Origin of the sequence: Pedobacter sp. G11 (genome assembly GCF_003860265.1) — a bacterium.
Classification (GTDB): Bacteria; Bacteroidota; Bacteroidia; order Sphingobacteriales; family Sphingobacteriaceae; genus Pedobacter; species Pedobacter agri.
In genome coordinates, this window is record NZ_CP034190.1 from 425,106 (window position 1) to 447,428 (window position 22,323).

General features: G+C 37.6%; 18 protein-coding genes. 8 read left to right on the forward strand and 10 right to left on the reverse strand.

Going from position 1 to position 22,323, the window contains the following annotated elements; translation table 11 throughout:
• Positions 1-3 precede the first annotated feature (3 nt).
• From EA772_RS01810 to EA772_RS01825, 4 genes are all read right to left on the reverse strand, one after another.
• Positions 4-600 (reverse strand): DUF305 domain-containing protein, encoded by a 597-nt coding sequence (locus tag EA772_RS01810; protein ID WP_082489588.1) that lies wholly within the window; start codon positions 598-600, stop codon positions 4-6.
• 92 nt (positions 601-692) lie between these two features.
• On the reverse strand, positions 693-1,889 hold the full coding sequence (locus EA772_RS01815; RefSeq protein ID WP_124910977.1) for a sulfite oxidase: 1,197 nt from the start codon (positions 1,887-1,889) through the stop codon (positions 693-695).
• 272 nt (positions 1,890-2,161) lie between these two features.
• Positions 2,162-4,543, reverse strand: coding sequence for an outer membrane beta-barrel family protein (locus EA772_RS01820; protein WP_124910978.1), 2,382 nt, complete (start codon positions 4,541-4,543; stop codon positions 2,162-2,164).
• Positions 4,544-4,877: 334 nt separating this feature from the next.
• The gene (locus EA772_RS01825; protein ID WP_124910979.1) at positions 4,878-5,216 is read right to left on the reverse strand and encodes a hypothetical protein; all 339 of its coding nucleotides are present in this window, start codon (positions 5,214-5,216) and stop codon (positions 4,878-4,880) included.
• A gap of 458 nt (positions 5,217-5,674) precedes the next feature.
• Here EA772_RS01825 and EA772_RS01830 point away from each other — a divergent pair, with 458 nt between their 5' ends.
• The 5 genes from EA772_RS01830 (at position 5,675) to EA772_RS01850 (ending at position 13,953) form a co-directional block, all read left to right on the forward strand.
• Positions 5,675-6,250: an RNA polymerase sigma factor gene (locus EA772_RS01830; RefSeq protein ID WP_124910980.1), complete on the forward strand. Its 576-nt coding sequence runs from the start codon at positions 5,675-5,677 to the stop codon at positions 6,248-6,250.
• Positions 6,251-6,306: 56 nt separating this feature from the next.
• Complete coding sequence (locus EA772_RS01835; protein ID WP_124910981.1) at positions 6,307-7,413, forward strand: FecR family protein; 1,107 nt, start codon at positions 6,307-6,309, stop codon at positions 7,411-7,413.
• A gap of 375 nt (positions 7,414-7,788) precedes the next feature.
• A complete protein-coding gene (locus EA772_RS01840) occupies positions 7,789-11,106 on the forward strand; it encodes a SusC/RagA family TonB-linked outer membrane protein (protein WP_168187467.1) in 3,318 nt (1,105 codons plus the stop codon).
• Between the two features lie 4 nt (positions 11,107-11,110).
• Positions 11,111-12,496, forward strand: coding sequence for a RagB/SusD family nutrient uptake outer membrane protein (locus EA772_RS01845; RefSeq protein WP_124910983.1), 1,386 nt, complete (start codon positions 11,111-11,113; stop codon positions 12,494-12,496).
• Between the two features lie 11 nt (positions 12,497-12,507).
• On the forward strand, positions 12,508-13,953 hold the full coding sequence (locus tag EA772_RS01850; RefSeq protein ID WP_124910984.1) for a TlpA disulfide reductase family protein: 1,446 nt from the start codon (positions 12,508-12,510) through the stop codon (positions 13,951-13,953).
• Between the two features lie 31 nt (positions 13,954-13,984).
• Here EA772_RS01850 and EA772_RS01855 read toward each other — a convergent pair whose 3' ends face one another.
• From EA772_RS01855 to EA772_RS01865, 3 genes are all read right to left on the reverse strand, one after another.
• Complete coding sequence (locus EA772_RS01855) at positions 13,985-14,296, reverse strand: hypothetical protein (RefSeq protein WP_124910985.1); 312 nt, start codon at positions 14,294-14,296, stop codon at positions 13,985-13,987.
• 25 nt (positions 14,297-14,321) lie between these two features.
• Entirely contained in the window at positions 14,322-14,777 is a 456-nt protein-coding gene (locus EA772_RS01860; protein WP_124910986.1) for a MauE/DoxX family redox-associated membrane protein, read from the reverse strand.
• 215 nt (positions 14,778-14,992) lie between these two features.
• Positions 14,993-15,583 carry a Crp/Fnr family transcriptional regulator gene (locus EA772_RS01865; RefSeq protein ID WP_124910987.1) on the reverse strand — a complete coding sequence of 197 codons (591 nt, stop codon included), beginning with the start codon at positions 15,581-15,583 and terminating at the stop codon, positions 14,993-14,995.
• Positions 15,584-15,851: 268 nt separating this feature from the next.
• On the opposite strand from EA772_RS01865, the gene EA772_RS01870 reads away from it, so the two are divergent.
• The 3 genes from EA772_RS01870 (at position 15,852) to EA772_RS01880 (ending at position 18,394) form a co-directional block, all read left to right on the forward strand.
• Positions 15,852-16,610, forward strand: coding sequence for a LytTR family DNA-binding domain-containing protein (locus tag EA772_RS01870; protein ID WP_168187468.1), 759 nt, complete (start codon positions 15,852-15,854; stop codon positions 16,608-16,610).
• Positions 16,611-16,922: 312 nt separating this feature from the next.
• A complete protein-coding gene (locus EA772_RS01875; RefSeq protein ID WP_210405069.1) occupies positions 16,923-17,918 on the forward strand; it encodes a sensor histidine kinase in 996 nt (331 codons plus the stop codon).
• A 107-nt stretch (positions 17,919-18,025) separates the two neighbouring features.
• A complete protein-coding gene (locus EA772_RS01880; protein WP_124910990.1) occupies positions 18,026-18,394 on the forward strand; it encodes a LytTR family DNA-binding domain-containing protein in 369 nt (122 codons plus the stop codon).
• Between the two features lie 62 nt (positions 18,395-18,456).
• Here the strand turns inward: EA772_RS01880 and mobC are convergent, their stop codons facing one another.
• Genes mobC through EA772_RS01895 form a run of 3 tightly spaced genes read right to left on the reverse strand, consistent with a single transcriptional unit; the run spans position 18,457 to position 22,185 of the window.
• Entirely contained in the window at positions 18,457-20,511 is a 2,055-nt protein-coding gene (gene mobC, locus EA772_RS01885; protein ID WP_124910991.1) for a conjugal transfer protein MobC, read from the reverse strand.
• 16 nt (positions 20,512-20,527) lie between these two features.
• A complete protein-coding gene (locus EA772_RS01890; RefSeq protein ID WP_124910992.1) occupies positions 20,528-21,793 on the reverse strand; it encodes a relaxase/mobilization nuclease domain-containing protein in 1,266 nt (421 codons plus the stop codon).
• A complete protein-coding gene (locus tag EA772_RS01895) occupies positions 21,775-22,185 on the reverse strand; it encodes a mobilization protein (RefSeq protein WP_124910993.1) in 411 nt (136 codons plus the stop codon). The genes EA772_RS01890 and EA772_RS01895 overlap by 19 nt, the downstream gene beginning before the upstream one ends.
• Between the last annotated feature and the right edge of the window lie 138 nt (positions 22,186-22,323).

Below are 22,323 nucleotides of genomic sequence, written 5' to 3' on the forward strand. Positions count from 1 at the left end.
ATGTTAATGGGAGTTTGTAAATGTCTTCATTTGTTGGATTTCTATCTGTTCATCTGAGATAATATTCTCGGCCAGTCTTTTTACATTTTTATTTTTTCCATACCGCAACTCAACTTTAGCCATGTCGATGGCAGCCTGATGGTGAGGAAGCATTATCCTTGCAAAGGACAGATCAGTATCAGACAATTGTTTTTCTTCAGGCATTTGTTCCATCATCACTTTCATCATCTTCTGGTTGGCGTTTTGATGTTGGTTGCCTGTAGCGATAAATCCTTCAGGATGGCTGAGCAGGAGTCGCATTTGCTGAATCTGGGTTTGTTGCTCAGCTTTGATACTTTTAGCTAGCTGAATCATTTCTTTATTTTTTCCGGTCTTAATCTCTTCTTCTGCCATATCAATAGCACCCTGGTGATGTGGGATCATCATTTGTATGAAATCTCTGTCTGCAGATGTGGTAGCTGATATTTCATCCATCTTCATCATCATATGAGCCATTTGCCCAAGGAAGACATTTTTTTTAGTTGCCATTTGCATGTGTTCATGTTGTGCTCGTGCAGAGAAACTAGCAAATAGTAGAAGTATAGACGTGAATCTGATCATGGTTTGATGTAGAATATTAATTGTGATAAACTGTTTATGCCAAACAAGCCTTATGCGATAACCGCAAGATCCTGAAATTTGTTCTTATTGAGCTATATTACATCTACATCAATTGGCGAGATAAAATTAACCATGTAAGTTCTTCTGTCTAAATCATGCTCCATGGGTTGCGTTTTGCCATTTTGATCTGTCGCTCTAGCCATTAAACTATATCTTCCAGTCTTAGCAGGAACCACCCATTCAAATTCAAATAGCTGCCAGGCGAAAGGGATAGCAGGACCAATTAATTTTGCTGGTTGCCATGAATTTCCTTTATCCGTGCTTATTTCTACTTTCGATAGGTTACTATCACCTGACCATCCTGCACCCCTTACTTGATAAGGTTTTCCAGCCGGCACCGCTTCAAACAATACCGGCCTTGATATTTCAGACTTAACCAATGTAGTGGTTACGGGCGTCAAGGTAGGTAGTCCTTCAACACGCTTCCAGTAAGCATATTCAATCGTCTGCCAATAGCCATCAAACGGCTTTTCAGATGCAGTAATTTTCATCAGCCATTTCACAGATGCCATACCATACCATCCTGGAATAATTGCCCTTGCCGGGAAACCATGTTCAGCACTCAATGGTTTTCCATTCATTTCATAGGCGATGATGATGTGATCCTGCATTGCTATATTTAACGGAATGCTTCGGGCGAATTTGATTTTTCCTGGTGATTTCGGCTCTTCTGTAATCATCCCCTCATCATTCCCTTCCAAAATAATGTCTACCGTACCCACCTTTATGCCAGCCTTCTTTAACAATACGGATAAAGGTACTCCTGTCCATTCAGCATTGCTGATCCCACCTTGTTCCCATCCTAAACCCTTCACTTTTGGGGCGAGGTTAGCACGTCCGTTTCCGGCACATTCTATAGTAGCCATTACCTTTTTTGCAGGAAGCTTTTTAAGTTCGCTCAGATTGATCTTTATGACATGATTGGTGTTGCCGCCAATCTCTAATTCCCAATTTGTAGCATCAATATTGGGGATGTTAAAATGACTCCTGATGAAGAACTGGTTATTTGGAGTAATCCTGTTTTTTAACGTAGGAAATGGAAACTCCATATTTAATGGCTTTTTCTCTCGCGTAATAAGTCCTGGAAATTCACTGTCTTGACTGGTTTGTTGAATCTCCTTCGCGGAAGCCCAGGATGGTATTGTCGCACCAGCTATCACCGGGATAATTCCAGTAACAAAATTACGTCTGTTTAACGTGTAGTTTTGTGATGTTTTGTCGTTTTTCATTTCAATAAATGTAAGTGATTACAATATAGCTAAAAATCTCTCATAGGATAACTTATATTCTTCCATTTTCTTAATGGTTGAAAGGAAACATCTGTAGACTTTACTTCATCGCTGGCCTGCTAGAAAAGACATAATAATTCTATAACTGTTTATCAAATACTCATCTCAATTTCTATCAAAAAATGGTGAATTTTTGATAGGCGTTCACATTCGCTTTTAAATTTGTCTCAAAAAACGAAGCAAATTATCAACAAATTAGAGAGTTTTAGAAATTATTGTTTTGCTCTGCTACTTTCAAGATCGTCCACAGAGCGTGCCCTTTTATTTAAATTACTGTTTCCGATCTTATACATCAGGATTAGTCTGAATTTCCTGTTGTCATTATATCTGGTTCCGAACTGATTGATACCATTAACTGTTCCGTAAAAATAGCGTTGACTCGTTTTGAATAGATCTACCACTCCAGCGGTAAATGTTAAATTACGCTTCAGAAATGCAGCCCTTAAATTTATGTCCACTGCGTAATAATCATCATTTTTAAACCAATTGGACTGGTCTGGAAATTGATACCAAAACACCATGTTCGACATAAGAGTCCTTTTTTTATTGATCATAAAGGTGTTATCTGTGGATAAATAACTGCTTAGACCTTTTAATTGAGATTCTAAAAGTACTCCGTTTGATTGAGAGTTATAAAGATAAACGCTGACTTGATTTGTACTCTCCCACCACTTCTTTGGAGAATAACTGATCGTTTCACTTAGTCCTATCTGTTTTGTTGAACTATAATTAAGATACTTATTGGATTGTACATTGGTATTGGCATCTAAAAAGGTAAGCAAACTAAATCCATCCCTTAAAAAACTCGCATATATATTTGTAGTAAAAATATCCTTAAAATTATAACCAAGCTCAAGATTGTTGCTAAATGATGGCTTTAAAAATGGATTACCTTGATCGTATACATTGACTACAGAATATATCCTGGCAGGATTGAGTGCGGCATAATCTGGTCTGTTAACCCTTCGCCCATAAGATATTGTTACAGAATGATTGTCAGATAGCGTGTTCTTTAAAAAAAAGGTAGGGAATAGAGCCGTGTAACTGTATCTATCGACCTGATCTTTTGTCGAAGAATTACCAGCTGTTTGTGTGTTTTCCAATCGAAATCCTAACTGAAATGACCATTTTAAATAAGTTTTGCTCGCGTTTACATAAAGCGATTGTGTATTTTCTGTGTACTTAAAAGTATTGCTGTTCGACAAGTCAAAATCTGTTCCTTCGCTATATAAAAGTGAATTGAGGCTTTTAATAGAAACGACCTTAGTGCCTAATTCAAGATTTGCGAACCTGTAGGGAAGTATCAAATCTGCCTTTGCCGAAAACACACTTGTTCCTTCATTGTTTTCAAAATCTACGGGTACATATTTTCGGATCAATGATCCTGTGGGAGTAGTTGTAAGATTGATAAAAGATGTGCCATTATCCAAACTGTTGTTGAAATAATTTGCTGACAGCTCCAGTTTCTTTCCCAAAGTGTCCAATTTAGATTCCATGTACAAATCAATAGACCTATTGGAAAGTGGCATGCTATTGAACCCGACATTTGTCATTACCGAATCTACCTTATTTGGTGGGGTAAGGAAGGTTCCCCTGGAAGAACTGCTGATTTCATTTGAATTGTAATTCTCGCTGAAGCGGACTCCGAATGACGAATTTTTACTTATATCATAATCAATTCTCAACTCTCCTCGTATTCCTCTTCTTGTCGACTGATTCTCATCATATTGATCCCAAATGAACAATGTACTTTCCAGATTGTTTGATGCAAATGATTTGGACTCGCTCAAGTTGGTACTCATCGTACTGCTGAAATGTAATCTTTTTGTATTATAATTGAGTATACCGGTAAGACCTGTGTTTTGATAGCTGGCTGAAATCAATCCTGTGTTGATCATCCCATTAAAGCCCAAGGTAAGATCTTTTTTGACAACCAAGTTTATAATACCTGAATTCCCTTCTGCCTCATATCTTGCTGAAGGATTGGTTATAACCTCAATGGATCTTAGGTTACTTGATGACATTGAACGAAGGTAATTCATGAGGTTTTCACCTGAGAGTTGTATAGGCCTATTATTAACCATTATTCTTACCGCATTTTTGCCGATCAATTGAATTCCATCATCATTGACACGTACCCCCGGAGCCTTACTGATTGCATCCATCGCATCGCCTATATTAGATACAAGGCTGTTTTCGATATTAAAGATAACCCTATCTATCTTTCTTTCGATAATTGTTTTTTTTGCAACGACGTTTACATCCAGAAGCTGTTTTGAAAATCCCTGCATTACAATAGTTAATGCAGTATCGTTTCTCAAATGATTTAATCTTAGCGTGTCAGATTTATAACCAACAGAATTGATGATCAGAATTACCGAGGCATTTAGCTTATCGGTAATTAAAAACCTACCGAGTTCATCACTAATGGCACTACCTAAAAAAACCTTTTCATCAATAGAATATTTCAAGATACCGCCATATGGAATATTAGTGCTTTTGTCGTCAACAATTCGACCATATATGTTGATTTGAGATTTACTTACTAACGGAATACAAAAAAATGAGAGCAGAATAATAAAGATTTTGGTCATAAAAACGAATTGGAAAATTTGAGTATTTAAGTTTGATAGAGATAAGGATGCAGAAATAAGAATTTTCCATAACTAATTTGACTAATTCAAAAAAAAACAATTACACCACATTCAAAAGCGAGAATAGTTCGGAAGAGGCAAGTTTTTATAGAGCAATAGATTTTCATTGAAGAAACATAGTCTCAACGAACGAAAGTTTTTACTGAATTTATCATCTCATATTCTCCACTGGCGTGACGAATAATCGGTAATCTTAATTTGACTTTCGACCAACGACAATTATATTAAGGGAACTCAGACAAAGTTGCTCTAGAAATTAGAATCAATTCTTAGTTTATTTTTTTAAATTATTTTGATTTTCCTCATGTAAGGCCACAACCTTTTTAAGCATTATGATAATTTCATCTTTGTCTTCAAGTTCTTGGGTTTTACTTCGAAGTTGTGACTCTAAATGTGTTATTCGTTGATCTAATTCGGAAAATTCTATTGAGAATATTTGTTTTATCGCGGTCTTGTCAACATAGTATTCAAAGAGGTTTTTACCAAATAACTCAGAAAATTTTGCAAGCTTGTAGTTATCTATTTCACTTCTTTTGTAAATACTAAATAGGTTAGATCTACTCATATTCATATAATCTGCAACTTCTTGAACGCTGAATTTGCTTCTGGACACCAACTCATGTATAATTTCACCAATATGAACCACAACTTCAAAAATCTCTATAATAATCCATAGGCATAGAATTATTAACTACACAATTAATGAACTTTAGTATAATAAAATTGTACTATTTGGCTTATTTTGTTATCTTCGACGGAATATATAAAGCAGATTAATATTCACGTACTTTGGTAATAAGTATTTGCATTTTTAATAACTTTACGGTTTCTAATAAAAGTTGCCGTTAAACGAGCTTCGCTGCTAAATCTGGTAAATTTCGCAAAGTGAAGTAAGTACTGCATCGGTTCCTTATACAAGTTATAGGGTACGGTGCTTGCTTATACTTTACTTTGCACCGTTAATTGACGGTCGGCCCACCAGAGCCAGGCAGTAAAGGAGAGTGAGCTGCCGTACCCTATTTCTATTTCACGGCCTTAATTTCTTCGAAGAAGCTCATCAAATGGTGAGCAATGGATAATTTAAAAACATATAATGATCATAAGCTTCTAACCCTACTCAAAAAAGGAAGTCATTCTGCATATACCGAGATACACAATCGTTATTTCGAATTGATGTTCATTTTCGCTTTTAAAAAACTTAAAGACGAAGACCTTTCTAAAGATTTTGTGCAGGACCTCTTTGTAAACTTATGGAACAAAAGAGAAACACTTTCCGAAAACGGTAAACTTTCATCTTATTTATATATATCCATCAGGAGTAGAATTTTTGATTATTTCGCTCATCAAAAAGTACAAATTAAATATCTAGACTTTCTGAAGAATTATCAGCTAAAAACCAATGAGCCAACAGACCATCTGATAAGAGAAAAAGAGCTAGATCGTTATATTGAACAAGAGATTCTACGACTTCCAAAGAAAATGAGACAGGTTTTTGAACTTAGCAGGAAAGAAAACCTCAGCCATACCGAAATTGCCGAAAGATTGGAAATCACTGAAAATAATGTTTCTCAACATTTATCAAATGCGTTGAAAATATTCCGAATAAAACTTGGAAAAATCATCCCGCTATTATTTTATTTTTTTTAAAAAAAATTTAAGATCATCCTTCTCAAATCGTACTACGTTCAAATCAATTCGGTGAAATGGACTACGAACAAGCAAGGCAACTTTTGGAAAAATACAATTCAGGTAAATGCACTGATGCAGAAAAGACGCTGATTGAACAATCATTTCTTGCATTTAATGAACAGCCTGTTGAGATTTCCAGCGCAAAACTTAAGGCTCTCAAGAAACAAGTTTCGAGAGATTTACCTATACCCAAATCTCGTTCTTTAAAAGTCATTATTACTATTTCAACTGCTGCAGCAGCAGCAGCAATAGTCTTTGCGATTTATATGTTTAACCGACAACCGGAGAACGATATAAAAAGAAGTTTCCGAATCGCAGAACATATTTACCCAACAGGTAATTCAGCACGCATAACCTTATCAAACGGCAAAACTATTGAACTTGACCAAAACCATGATGAGATAAAAATAGAGAATTCCGGCTTAAGCTATAGTGACGGAATAAAAATAAAAAACAATCCCACTGTGGAGTATCAAACCATCTCTACCTCTAAAGGTGGAGAATACAAGATAGTGTTGTCCGACGGCACCAAAGTATGGCTGAACGCCGCTACTGTTTTACAATATCCTACCAGTTTTGGAGAGAAGATTGAACGTAGAGTAAAATTGGTCAGCGGCGAAGCCTACTTTGAAGTAGCGAAGGACAAAAACCATCCATTTATTGTTTCTTCCAAAAATCAAAATCTTACCGTTCTAGGGACTCATTTCAATATTAATACCTACAACAATGAAGTTAGCACTACCCTTCTAGAAGGCTCAGTTAAACTTAATTCTAAGGATGATGTTGCTTCTATCACATTAAAACCGGGAGAGAGGTCTATAGCAGACGGCACAAGTTTTAGAAGAACTGATGTTGATCTGGATTTGACTTTGGCCTGGAGAAATTGTAAGATAAAATTCAGAGATGCAGATTTAAAATCGATTTTAAATGAGGCAGAACGATGGTACGATATTAAGGTAGAATATGAAGATAACGTTCCAAACATGCGTTTGACTGGTGGAATATCAAGAAAATCAAATTTATCAGTATTGCTAAAGTTGCTACAAATGAGCGGGGTGAATTTCTCATTAAACGAAAAACAGGGTACCAGAATTTTGACAATAAAGTCTAACACACCATAAACGTTCACTTAAACCACAGATTGCCTATGTAGAAAATTTAAAATTTAATTTTAGTTAATGATGCCAGATAAAAAAGCCGGAGGTGTTTTCGAAGCACACCACCGGCAAAGTCTGGTGCATTAACATCAAGCACTAACCTAACATTTCATAACCAAACCAAACAAAAGTATGATTTTTTATCAACTGATGGGAAACTGTGGCAAAAAACATCAATATCCACCCCCAACAACATCTATAAAGACTTTAAACCGGCAATATTTTAGAAGCACTGTCCTCCCGATTTTTGCAACATCGCTTTTAGTTACAGTATTTTTTTCCTCTACCAATGCTCAAACAATTACTTTAAAAGCAAACCAAAGTGCAATCCGTTCAGTGATGAATAAAATAGAGGAACAGAGCGGTTATGATTTCTGGTATAATAAAGGCACGCTCAATGAATCAGAAAAAATCAACACTGATTTCAAAGGCCAACAACTGAATGAGGTATTGAAAGATCTTTTTTTACCAAGAAAGGTAAGCTTCGAGATGGTGGACAAAACAATCTTTCTTAAACCATCAATAGGTAAAGATCAGGTTAATCCCAACAAATCCAAGATAGATCTTGACGGGGTTGTTATCGATCGTGACGGTAAGCCTATTCCAAATGCAACCATCAAAATCAAAAATACAGACCTCACAACTGTAGCAGATGATTTTGGAAGGTTTAAAATCACAAGTTTGAAAAATGAAGGAATTTTGATTGTGACTTCATTGGGTTTTTCTCAGGCTGAAGCCCCGTTTTCATCAGACAGGAGGTCTTTAAAGATTGTTTTAGAACCGGGACAAAATATACTCGAGGATGTTCAGATCGTTTCAACGGGTTATCAGAAATTACCGAAAGAACGAGCAACAGGGAGTTTTGTGTTAATTGACAGTAATACCATTAATCGAAGGGTCGGAAATAATATACTAGACCGATTAGATGGGGTTGCGAGCGGCGTCATATTCAATAAAAATCAAGGTGGGGGTATAACCTCAAACATTTCGGTACGTGGAAGAAGTACGTTGTTTGCTAATCCATCTCCTTTGATCGTGCTGGACAATTTTCCTTATGAGGGAAGTTTAGACAATATTAACCCAAATGATATAGAATCTATTTCAATATTAAAAGATGCTGCTGCAGCAAGCATCTGGGGAGTGAAAGCAGGTAACGGGGTGATCGTGCTAACCTCAAAGAAAGGAAAGGCCAGAGAAAAGATTCGTGTAAGCGCAAACATTAATGCCACGATAACCGCTCGTCCGGATTTGCATTACAGAGCGCAAATGAGCTCATCGGAATATATTGATCTGGAGAAATATCTATTTGATAGAGGTTTTTACAATTCCACAATCAATAATGGCTATCGTACCATTTCACCTGTTGTAGATATTCTTTTAAAAAATCGCAGTGGAGTCATCACAGCTGCTCAGCAGGACGAATCATTAAATTCCTTAAGATCGCTTGACGTCCGGGATGATCTGGAAAAATATCTTTACCGACCATCTTTCAATCAGCAATATTCCATAAGTGTAGATGGCGGAGGTAAAAACAATACATTTTATATTTCCGGAGGTTATGACGTCGTTAAACCAAATCTTATTGTGAATCAGTATGAACGTTTCAATTTAAATATTAGAAATAATTATGTGCTCTTTGATGAAAAGTTACAAATCTCAGCAGCAATCCTGTTAACCACAAGCAAATCAAAGGGAAACGGAAATTCATATTCAAGCCCTTTTACACCCTATCTTCAACTAGCAGACCCCTTCGGGAATGCATTATCTGTTGTTACAGAGGGAGGGCTGAGAAAGCATTATACTGACACCGCCGGTAAGGGAGCCTTACTAGACTGGAACTATCGCCCATTAGACGAAAACTACAGCAATAATGAAACGAAGCTTACAGATTATAAACTCAATGGAGATGCGAAATATAAGTTAATTGAGGGCCTATATATTGGAATGAATTTTCAGTATCAAAAAGGTACAAGCAACTTTAATCAGTTAAGTCCAGAGGATTCATTCTTCACCCGCAATTTGATTAATTCTTACACAAAGCTGAATCAGGCAACACGCGTAGCAACAAGACCAATTCCCCTGGGCGCGATTAATACGGACCGAAACACAGAATATATATCAAACTATGGACGGCTGCAGGCCGATTTTAATAGGAGCTTCAACCTACATAGTATTTCGGCACTCGCAGGGTTTGAAATTAAAGATTATAAATCTTCCCTGCTTTCTTGGCAACAGTATGGCTACAATCAATCGAATGCTTCTTTTGTACCTGTAGATTTCGTTACTAATTTTACGCAATATTTTTCAACAGCTACAGCAAAAATTCCCTTGGGATCTTCAATCGACTATACGATAGATAGATTTAGATCGAGTTTTGTCAACTTTTCTTATGCTTATGATAATAGATATATCGTTAGTGGTAGTGCAAGAAAAGATGAGTCAAACATCTTTGGCGTAAGTGCCAACCAGAAAGGTGTTCCACTATGGTCTGCAGGTATCGCATGGAACTTGAGTAATGAGGCTTTTTATAGCTTTCCATTATTAAAATCAGTAAAAGTTCGAGCAACTTTTGGCTACAATGGCAATGTTGATCGTTCCACGTCTGCCTACTTAACAGCAAGAAGCAGTGTTGTAAACAACTGGAACATCCCATCCTTAGAGGTTTCAAACCCTCCTAATCCATCTTTGGGATGGGAAAAAGTGCAAAATGCAAATTTTGGTATTGATTTCACCACTAAAGGCAATCTATTCTCCGGGAGTATTGAATATTTTCAGAAACGCGGCCAAAATTTAATTGCCAATAGTCCGAGTGCACCTCAGACTGGTATAGTACAGTTCAAAGGAAACGCTGCAGACACCAAAACCTCCGGATGGGATATCGTGATCAGTAAAAATTATGGAAATAACAATTTCAGGTGGTTAAGCTCATTATTATTTAGCTACAATAAAGAGATCATTACAAACTATAAAGTCAAGCAAAGCAGTAACCTGAACATTGCGCAATCAAATTTCAGCAATCCGTTAGAAGGTTATCCATATGCTGCTATTTTCAGCTTTGCATATTTAGGACTGGATGGCCAGGGGAAACCCCTCGGTATCATGAATGGTTTGCAGACTCAAAACTACAGTGGGATTATTAATTCTGGTAACCCCGCTGAACTCATTTACAGTGGGTCTGCTATACCCACCTTTTATGGTTATTTGCGCAACGATTTCTCATTCAAAAATTTAGAGCTTTCATTTAACATTGGGTATAAATTAAATTATGTCTTTCGCCGTTCGGGCTTATTTGGTGGTAGTAGCTATGCCTACACGAATGTTGATTTTGAAAAACGATGGCAGAAACCCGGTGACGAATTAAATACCAGCATTCCCGCCCTCTCCTATCCTGCGAACGCTGCTCAAAACTCGTTTGTGCAATATTCCGAGATCAGTGTCGAAAAGGCCGATCACATCCGGCTTCAAGATATCAGATTAAGCTTTCAACCAAACAACCATAGCGCAAAGCAAATTTTCAAAGATCTGAAATTTTATGCCTATGCCCAAAACTTGGGAATCATCTGGAAAGCTACCAAGCAAAACATAGATCCGGACATTGGTTCCGGCCTTTATCGAAACCCATTCAGTTTTTCAATCGGAATTAGTACTAATCTTTAAAATCATGAAAAGTAATTATATTTTATATATCCTCATTTGCTATTGTTTGAGTGGCTGTAAAAAAGATTTTTTAGAGGCAAAGCCTAGTGCTTCAATCGTTAATCCAACATCCCTTAGTGAATTTCGATCGTTGTTGGACAACAGCAACATTCTAAATAAGACCGGTGCGCTCCCAATGATCTCTTCAGATGAATATAGTATCGTAAACAAAGCCGATTTTGATGCATTCAGTGTACAAACCCTGAAAAATGCATACCTATGGCAGAGCGACGTTTATTCAGGTGAGGTAAACATTCCCGACTGGAACCAGCTTTATAGTGCCATCTTTTATGCAAACAACGCATTGGACGGTTTGGAGAAAATTGAGCGATTACCCTCAAATGCTACACAGTGGGATGATTTAAAGGGGGCTGCATTGTTTTACAGGGCTTTCGCATATTTTGATCTAACCAGAAATTTTTGTCCTGTATATATACCATCGCAGGCGGTTAACGACCTGGGACTTCCATTAAGAAAATCTGCAGGAATTGATATCATTGAAAAAAGATCTAATCTAGAGGAAACTTTCAGTTTTATAATTACAGATTTAGTTCATTCTGTTTCACTTTTGAAAGACGATTATCAGGCAATTAATAAAAACAGACCTTCGAAAGCAAGCGTGTACGCACTTCTGGCAAGAATTTATCTTTATATGGGTAAGTATAATGATGCTGAAGAAAATGCGGACAAATGTATTACGAAATACAGCAAGTTAATCGACTATAATAATGTTAGCCAGACAAGCGACATTCCATTCTCATATTCTACAGATGAGACTATATTTTATAGCACTCAGGTGGTAGCCTACTCACAAACCACAGCTTACACAACGGTCGCTACAGCGATCAAGATTGACCCTGCATTAATTGCCCTTTATCAACCAAGGGATTTAAGGCTGAATATCTTTTTCGTGAAAAATGCATTAGGAAATTTAAATGTGAAAAGAGGATATGTAGGTGGGGGATTTTACGCTTTCTCCGGACTTGCAACTGATGAAGTTTTATTGATTAAAGCAGAATGTGCTGCCAGAAGTGGCAGACCAGACATCACCGCCGCTTTGTTAAATAATTTGCTTGTCAACAGATACCAGAAAGGAACTTTCACGCCGTATTCAAATCTTTCCAGCGATGCAGCACTTGAATTGGTTTTAAATGAAAGGCGAAAAGAGTTGGTTTGGAGGGCATTGAGATGGTCAGACCTAAAACGACTCAATCGCGATGGCTCCAATATTAAACTCGAAAGGAACCTTGGTGGGACAACCTATACCCTTGCGCCTAACTCCACAAAATATGTATTTCCAATTCCTGATGACGAAATCGCGCTAAGCGGTATTCAACAAAATGTCAGATAATATTTCCCGATATGAAAAAACTATTAATTACATCAGTGCTGGGGCTATTTCTTTGTAACTTCGCATGGGCGAAAAATGAATACAAGCCAATCATCATCTCAGGCACCATCAGTACTGAATTTATAAATTTTGTAAAACTGCCCGAAGAAATCAGGTACTACAATACCTATCAGTCACGACAACCTTGGGAAGGAAGGCAGATCTATAAAGTCAGCGTTAAAAACAACAATTTTAAAATCAAGATATACCCCTCCTCTGCTGTTGGGTATTTCGAACTATGGTGGTTACAAATGTTCTCTCTACAAAGTAATCAATTTGTGATTGAAGCTGGCGACTCTGTTCATATTGATTATAAAAACCCGAAAGATGTAATTTTCACGGGAAAAGGTTCATCGAAGTTAAATTTTCAGCATACGATGGGAATGGAAATCCACAAGTTCCAAAAAATCGGAGACGTTAATGACCCAAGCCGGATCGTTACTAATCAGAAACGAAAAGTCGAAAAAAGTAATCTCGTCATGTCTAGTTTGAATCAATACAAAAAAGAATGGAAAAATGACACCTTTGAGCTTATCAAGTTGAATGCGTTCTCTGCTATAAATGATTACTATTTAACAGCTATTGAGCCACTTCCGGGAATAGAATTAGATTCCGCTTATAGGCAAGCTTTTACCAATGAAGTCCGGAGGCTTTTTGTCGAGCAGAATGGCTTTGCGGTTCCGTTTAGTTTCAGTTTACGCAAAAGCCATATCTATCATGAATATATGCTGCATCTGAACGAACTCTACCAAATGGTTTCGAATCAGTCGGGGAGTCAAAGTCCGTTCGAGTTTATATTCTCAACGATACGTCAAAATTATGACGGATTATTACAAGATGAATTACTTAAAAACCATTTTCTAAAGCATATTAACAAAAATAAATATTCTACAGACTTGCTAGTTAAGGCAATTGAGTCGGTTCAGAACCCGGATTGTAAGGAACGGCTGAAAGCGATTTTATCATCAAGGGATGTGGGTACTCCGGTGTATGATTTTTCATTTGAAGATATTAATGGCCGCAGCATTTCATTGAACATGCTTAAAGGAAAAGTTATCGTGATTGATACCTGGTTTTACGGTTGCGGTAATTGTATTTTGCTGACCAAGAAGATGGAACCGATAGTGAAGTATTTTGAGGGAAAAGGTGTTGTATTTTTAAGTGTAAATGTTGATGCTGATCGTAAAAAATTTCAGGCGGGTGTCAATAGTGGTAAATACGGAAGTGAGAAATCACTTTATACGTATACTAATGGGATGGGGCAAAATCATCCAATGCTGAAATATTATAATTATATTTCCTACCCTAATTTACTTATTGTTGCGAAGGACGGGAAATTAATATCTGGAAATCCTCCTCGACCTGTATCCGAGTCAACCAGCAAGGCATTCATCGATATTATTGAACAAAATCTGTAGCCATTCTCGCAATGGCTACAGATTTCAATAATTAAGGGCGATATCCATTACTATCGGATTCATCCACAGTTGGTGCGGGCAAAGCACTGGTCGCATCAATTGTTGCTCCTTCATCATCTGCAAAGGCAACATAACATTTTTTAGATGGTCCAGAAAGACAATCATCCGGATTTGGTTCAGCCACTGGTGCTGTGCCCATTCGTGTATAAATAGTGCCATTTGAGTTAAGCGTATAATACCAGGCATCTACTTTTACTTTTTTTGATTCGCTTTTAAAAGCACTAAAACCTACAATCATGGCAACAGCTGCGAAGCCCATGATCATTTTTTTTAAATTTTTCATAATTTGAAATTTTAATTTTTATTATTTACTTTTTTATTCTATCCAAACGGATGGCCACAAGTGATAAAAGGATAAATGCAATATTAAACCACAGGTGTTCCGGCCAGCTTAAAGTTTCGATAACACCTCCACAATGACAGGGAAGCTTACTCGCCCAAATCAATGCAATCAAAATATATACACTAAAAATTGTCATCATTCCCAAAAAGCACCAGAGTCCGATTCTTAAGGTCTGCGGCACTAACAACATTGCAGCGATAACAAGCTCAACAATTGGGACAGTCCAACTGATGAGAAAAGCTAACCCTCCGATGATCTCAACTTTAGCAATACCATTCATAAACCGTTTATGGTCCATAATCTTTTCATATGCCGTATATGCGAAAAGTGAAGCAAGAATGATATTGATAAAAAGCAACAGAAAGTCAATTGACTTTGGTTCCAGCTTAATTGAAAAGTTAACTAGCTTTAATGTTTTCATAATATTTCATTAGATGTTTATCAAATAGGTGGTGTCCACCACCGGAAGCTTGAAGCTTCCATTATAAAACTTTTGTCTTTGTCACAGCACTCCTTTCTGATTGGTGATCCGGAACCATCTTTTAATTAGGATAAAGTTCGCCATTCCAAAAAAGAGTGGAGTGTACATTCGTACACAGTTGAAAAGATTTTGTACTCTTTTTGAAGCGATTGCAATTATGCAAATAACGAATAGTATCTCCTGAATCCGATATCTTTCAATCCCAAAAACGAAGCGATGTCTTTGTGTTTCGCCACATTAAAAAGTGCAGGATGTGCGCTATAAAACTTACGGTATTTCTGCCTGCCTGACAAATTGAACAGGTCTTCGCTGTGGGCAATCCGTGCCTTGTCGTAGTAGAACTCTATTTCTTCAACCAGTTTTTCAACCTCTCTGAACTTAATTCTTAGCATCATAAAATCCTCATGACTGATTTCCAAAAGAACAGTGTCAGGCAGCGCCTCAATGTCAGACAAAGCATCTTTCTGATTAAAAAACACCGGATAGGCAAGTATAAAATCACCGGGAAACCAGAACCAGGTGGTATGACCCTGCTCCACGGCACTGCTAGGTGTGATTTCCCTGACATACCCTTTAAGGATAAAGTAAGCATACCTGGCTTTTCGACCCGTGCGAAGCAGATGTTCGGTGTAAGGGAAATGATGAATCTTAAGTAAAGGCTTTAAAGCGTCTAAAAACGGCTGAGAGACAGTGGTAAAACCGTTTATCCGTTCCACAATCGCTTGAAAGTTAGGGTCTGGAACCATAAAAAAATAGCTTCATTCCAGCTCTTTCAAAGTCGAAGGGAGTGATGCTCCCTTCGAAGTTTTCCTGGGCTTCCGACGGCCTGGTAAATTACTAAAGTTGAAATGTTTGATTAATAATTAAACAATAATTTCTCTGCAATCTACCTTCGGTAGTTTTGAAAACTTAATTTATTATATAACCTATTAAATATTTTATATATCCTTAAGGATTGTAGATCAAAGCGGTTTCAATTTGCTAATTAATATGACATTTCCGATATTGACAGTTATGAACTCAAAGCCGATCCGATATAACGAGCTGAACTGCATTATAATTGATGATGAGCCACATGCGTTGGCCGAACTTGAGGAACTCATTGACACTGTACCTGGGGTAAAGCTTAGTAGAAGTTTTAGTAATGCCCGGGAAGCGATCAGCTTTCTCGATCAAAACGGAGAAGTCGACGTCATATTTTCAGACATCAATATGCCTGGTTTGAGTGGAATCGATGCCGCCGAGATGCTTCAACGCTATTGTAATTTTTTAATCTACGTTACCGCCTACCGTGATTATGCCCTTGACGCAATTCGGGCAAAGGTGCGTGGATATTTGATGAAGCCGCTCAGTTATGTAGATTTCGCCAAGCAGATCATGGAGATCAGATCTGAGCTTTCATTCCATTCCTTAAGGAACGATAACTTTATATTTTTAAAGGGAGATCATAAAAACAATTTCAAAAAAGTCAATTGCGAAGAGATCGTTTACATCAAAGCGCTATTAAACTATGTGCAGGTATTTACCGGTAAGGATGAACACATGACCTATTCTCTTTTGGGCGATGTAGAACGAGAATTAAGCTATACTAACTTATTTATCAGGATTTCCAAATCTATTATCATTTCGCTGCTTCATCTGGAGATGGTTGAGGGGAATGTGGTTTTCCTGAATAATGGGCTGAGTTTTCCTGTAGGCATACCTTACAGGGAGCGACTCACGGCATTTTTAAAAAACAGACACGTCGGAAGCGTAAGAAAAAAGAGAGATTAAAATCCAGATGTTGTCGGATCCGTAATTGTCGACGTGGTCGTCACACTTGTTGTCGGATCACTTGTTGTAGAATTACCTGTGTTCAGGCGGTTAGATTGGCGGACATTCTTAAACACGAACATGGTTCGTTTTTTTAATCGGGCATTTGATAGGATTTTCATAATAATATATGTTTAAGTGACCCCAATAATCGCAGATAGATGGACCTTAAGCACATTTATTATAGATTGTATAGCAAATATTATATATATGATAAAAAAGCTCTGGATACAATGGAAAAAACACATATATGTGTGGCTAAGTTATATTCTGATGGAAGTGATTGTAACCCGGGGGATAAATGGATATTTCAGCACCAAGGAATACTACATTAGCTTTTACGCCCTTAACATTACACTTTTTTATTTTCACGCTTTCGTTACCATGAAGCCATTTTCCAGACAAAGGCCGAGAACTTTTTTATTCCTATTGCTTTTTATACTGGAACTGTCTGTCTATTTTTTGACATCATTGATCCTTGGTGGGGTATTAAACTATCATAATGGGAGAGGGTTTATTTTGCCGGAACTAAGCATTAAGTTCATTTTCGGGACGATTTGGCGATCGGTAATTTTTATCATGGTTTCCACTGGCTACTATTTCCATGTTCAGTTTTTACTCAAACAAAAGAAAGAATCCGAGCAAGAAATTGCGATGGAAAAACTCCAGAATGAACTTTTAACCAGCCAGCAAAATTACCTGCGAGCCCAAGTCAATCCCCATATTTTGTTCAATACACTAAACTTTATTAGACATGCTTCCAAAAAGGATCCAAAACTGGCAGAAGAGGCTATTTTAATATTCTCAGAAATTATGAGCTATGCTTTGAGCGGGGACCAAAAAGAACTTTCGAGTTTAAAAAGAGAAACCGCCCAGATCCAGAATATTATTAAACTAAATAGGCTACGCTTTGGAACAAACCTTAACCTGGAATATACCGAGCAGATCCACTTCGACCATTACTTACCGCCAATTATTTTACTGACGATTGTAGAGAACATCTTTAAACACGGAAACTTTCAGGAACCTTCAATACCAGCCATCATTAAGATTTATGCTGATGAAGATGTATTGGTGCTTAAAACCAGCAACTCCATTATGAATAAAAATGACACGGGCGGAACCCATATTGGATTAAAAAATATATTGGCCAGACTGGATAAAACATATGGACAATGGTTCGAGTTTCGATATGGACCAGTTGGAAACATTTTTACAACAGAACTGACCATTAACTTCTTACAGTCAAATAAAAACCTTCAAACATAAAGTTTCGTTTTTTGAAGATTTCCCAAGAAGGGGCAGTATGCATACCTTTAGCCTATAAAGGCTTAATAGCTATTTTTTCTACCATTAATTTTTATAAAATCAATATTATGAGAGAACTTACCTGCATCATCGTCGACGACCATTCCTTTGCCATCACTTTGTTAAAAGCTTATTTGACACAATTTTCTGAGCTGAAACTTCTGGACACTTTTACTGACCCGGTCCTTGCAAGAACATATATTAATGAGCATAAGGGTATCGACATTTTGTTTACCGATGTTGAAATGCCAAAGATTTCGGGAATAGAATTGGTGGAAAGCATCTCTACAAAAGTGAATCACGTGGTTTTCGTAACCTCCCGTTTTAGGCATGAACTGCGCCCGAAAATGGTGGGCAAATGGCATTATCTTTTTAAACCTTCCAGGTTGGAAGAATTTAGAGAAGTATTTCTTGAAATCCAGTCAGAATACAAATGATGATATATATGAATAACGTAACTTAAAGTATATCATTCGTGTAACTAAGTTGGCGTTCCCTCCTAAAACGACATTGTGGTGTTAGGTTTTTCGTTGTTTGTTGCAGCTGGCTTTTTCTTCGATTTAATTGAATTCCTGACTTTATTAGAAGCCTTTTCTCTTTTATCTTCATGATGTTCAGGTGTTTTAGACTCAGATTTTAGCAGGTCAGCAATCTGGGATTTAATGTTTTCATAATTCTCTTTTATCTCCTCTGTATTAACATGTTTAACAGTGGGTATAGATTTATATTTCTTTTCCTCTTTTGCTATTGCCTCATGATTATTCTGAATCTCACAATGAAACATTTTTAATGAAATCTTTTCCTCTGGATTATCTGCTACCATTCCAACAAAAGCTCCGGAAGATAGCGAAGCTATCTTGGAAGAAGGAATCGCATAATCCAGTTGAGTCGATTGGGAAATAGAGATATCGCTACTATTGATACTTTTTGACTGCCTATCCTGCATAATTTTTCCAAAGGTCTCGCTCAATGTTTTTGCAGTGCTTCCCGTCACCTGCCCTGCAATGATGTTTCCAACAATCCCCGTAATGACCTCAGATTGTTCCGCGCCATAATCCTTTTTTAATTGACTAAAATCCTGCACAGCTAGAGCCGTAGCAACTTTATTACTGCGGGCAGTTGCAATAAGGCTATCTATATTATTGAAAAATATCGTAGGAAATTCATCAAAAATAAGTGCACTTTTCAATTTGCCTTTTTGATTCACCAGTTTAATCATCCTGGATATATAAAGCGAAAGTACTGCGCCGTAGACTTGCAGCTTTTGTGGATTATTGCCCACGCATATGATTTTCGGCTCTTCAGGATTGTTTACATCCAAAGTAAAATCATTGCCACTCAAAACATAATAAAGCTGCGGAGAGGAAAGCCTCGCCAACCCAATTTTTGCCGAAGCGATCTGGCCCTCAAGTTGCGCCATCGCTTCGTTCTGGTAGGCGCTAATAAACGGATTGATCAAAACCTTTATTTCCTCTTCCTGCTGCAGCACATTAAAAAGCTGTTCGTAATCGGCCTGCATCAGCTCAATAACATGCGGCAGCGTACAGTACTTTCCATTTTTATATTTTTTTAGGTACCAGATGATGGCGGTTAGGAAATTAATCGGGCTTTCCACAAAGAAGTCGCCCTGCTTTTTGATCCAGTCCCGATTGAGGCCCATCATGATTGTCCTGCTTGCTTCAGTGGCATCTGTAATATCCGTCATTGCGGCAGGGTCAAGTGGATTGCAACGATGGGTACGGTTGAGGTCATCAAAGTTGATCACGTAAAACTTTGGCTTAACCTTATACCTATCAATATATTTGAGCAGGCAGTTATAAGCAATTACTGATAGATCGTCATATTTAAAGTCATAAATAAACATGCTGAACCCCTTCCCCATTAACTGATCGATTAGGTGACGGATGACAAAATATGATTTTCCTGCACCCGGGGTTCCAGCGACAAGTAACCCTCTGAAAAGATTAATGAGATTAATCCAGCTATCTCTTAATTCTCCCTTATAATGATACTTAGCGGGAAGGTTTACAGAATATTCGTTTTCGAGGAGCCTTTCTTCCTGCGGAAAGGTTTCATTTTCTGAATTGAATATATCTATGGCTAGACTCTGCTTAATTCTTCTGGAAATCCAGGTACCCGCAGCCAAAATTAAAAGAAAGCCGGTGGAGGTTATCAAACAATAAAGCCAAATTAATAACGAATCCGACCAAGGCAAATACAGAAAAAAGATAGCACAAAAATATAAGCAGAGCCCCAATCCCAAATAGAGATAAATCTTCTTTAATGAAATGTCTTCATCTTTCCTCCCTTTCACTCCCAATAGCGATATAGCTAAAAACAAAAGTGCGGCGAGCTTTGCGCACCACCAACCATTAAAAATTGCAAGTTTAGCCAATTGACCGACTATTCGATCTGTAATTTCCGAATGCCAGCCCAAGTTTTTGAACAACTGAAAAAATCGGATGTAAAAGTGCATGGCCAATAAGGAAACACTAATCATTCTGCTTAAATCCAGTATTTTTCTAAGGCCCTGAGTATCTTCACCTGTATTCATAATCTTAAACTTTATTTTATATATCTCTATTTTTTGAAAGTCCTTTTCTCTTCTTCCTTTTTCTAATCCGTATTGATGGAGACTCCGGATCAGGATTCGGTTTTTCGAGTAGAAAGTGTAACAGCCCCTCTGTAGATGATTTCTTATGATCTTCGTCAGAAACCACGGTTTCCCGAAACTGATTATTTCTGGTTTTGGTGTTTCGGCTTGTATGCTCCAATACATGGTCATCACCTCTATTCATGATCTCCAAGACTGATTTTGCACTGAACTGTTTGCCAAGATCACTCCCGTTAAATACGCTTCTGGTATTGTGATCGACATAGGTCAATCCGTATATCCTACCCTCACTATTACGCCTGTAGATCAATGAAATTCCTTTTTTCCTCAACCTGTCAACCAAAAGTCTTGTCGTCAAACCATTTTCGTTTGTAAGTTGCTTGATGATCATTCCTTTTAATGATTCAGCATGTGCTTTCCTTTTTTCAAGATTCAATTTATACTTACCTTCAACCTTGGCCAATATCGGATTCCCTGCAAATGAACTGGCCTTAAAAGGTATACCGATACGGATGCCGTTTGCATCCAAAACCGAATAAACCAGTCCTTTTTTTGCAAACATCACCGAATCTTCAGGTCCCCGGTCAGCAACAATATTGAAGCTTTTTAGCGCTGCATTATATTCTGAAAACGAGGTAAACTTATAACTTTTCAAAACTTCCGTCACTACGTTATAAATTGATCTTTTTGTTTGTTTCTCCCCGTAAATAGCCATATCGATCTTAACAGAAATAATTTGCTGCTCTTTGCCGCGGCCTTCAGCTCTGACAAGATTATATTTTACCTCAAGATCCTTTCTGGTCTTCTCAGAAAGTTCTTTACCGATGTTGTGAAGATCAATTCTGGTCGAATCCGCTTTGATGTTAGTGGTCACAATATGTATGTGCGGATGATTGGCATCCTCATGTCTATACACCAGAAAAGGCTGTTCGGCAAAGCCAATTCCACCCATATACTCCATAGCGAGCGTTTGCAATCTCTCTATTGGCAGTTTTTCCGACGGATCAAAGTTGAGCATGATGTGTACTGCATTGGTTTTTACCCTACTGTTAAGCTTAGTCAAATGTTCAAACCTCGCCACCTTATGACGAAGCTCCAGTTGTTCGATGTCCAGTCCGAATCTATTGGCAAGGATTGGTATTGCCGTTCCCAAAATGACTTTGGATTCGTTATAATTAATTAATCCCCGAATACTCTTTCCCGTCAATATCCTCGCAACCATTTCAATGATAGTTGAGTGACCAATTCCAATAACCTGTCTACCTTATGTCCGACATTCTTATAAAGATCGCTGGTCCGCATGAAATAAAAAGACCGCTGCGCCTCATTCTTTGAAGTATGGAAATGCCGGGTTTGCTGATTGATATTTATACCAATCGACCGAAGTTCTCTACGTATGGAAGCAAGTTCTTCCATTGGCTCATTCATCGATACATCTCTGGTCAGCATCAGGATTTTTTCCTTTGAAAGAATATTTCTTGCAACCTCTCCTATCGATTGACAATTACTATTGATCAAGATTTTTTCCAATCGTTTATACGTATTTTCAGTGACCCTGACGATGATCGGATGAGTCAGCAGCTGCTCTGGATTTTTAAATTTCTTCCTTGGCATAATCTTGTTTCTAAACTAGCTTCAGCATTTTCGAGTTCCGAGAAAAATGCCCGACCTCAAGGGCGCAAGATTTTTTTGTGTATACAAAAATACATCTTGCAAAACACCCGAGTGGTTAAAGTATTCCTGTAAGTCGCT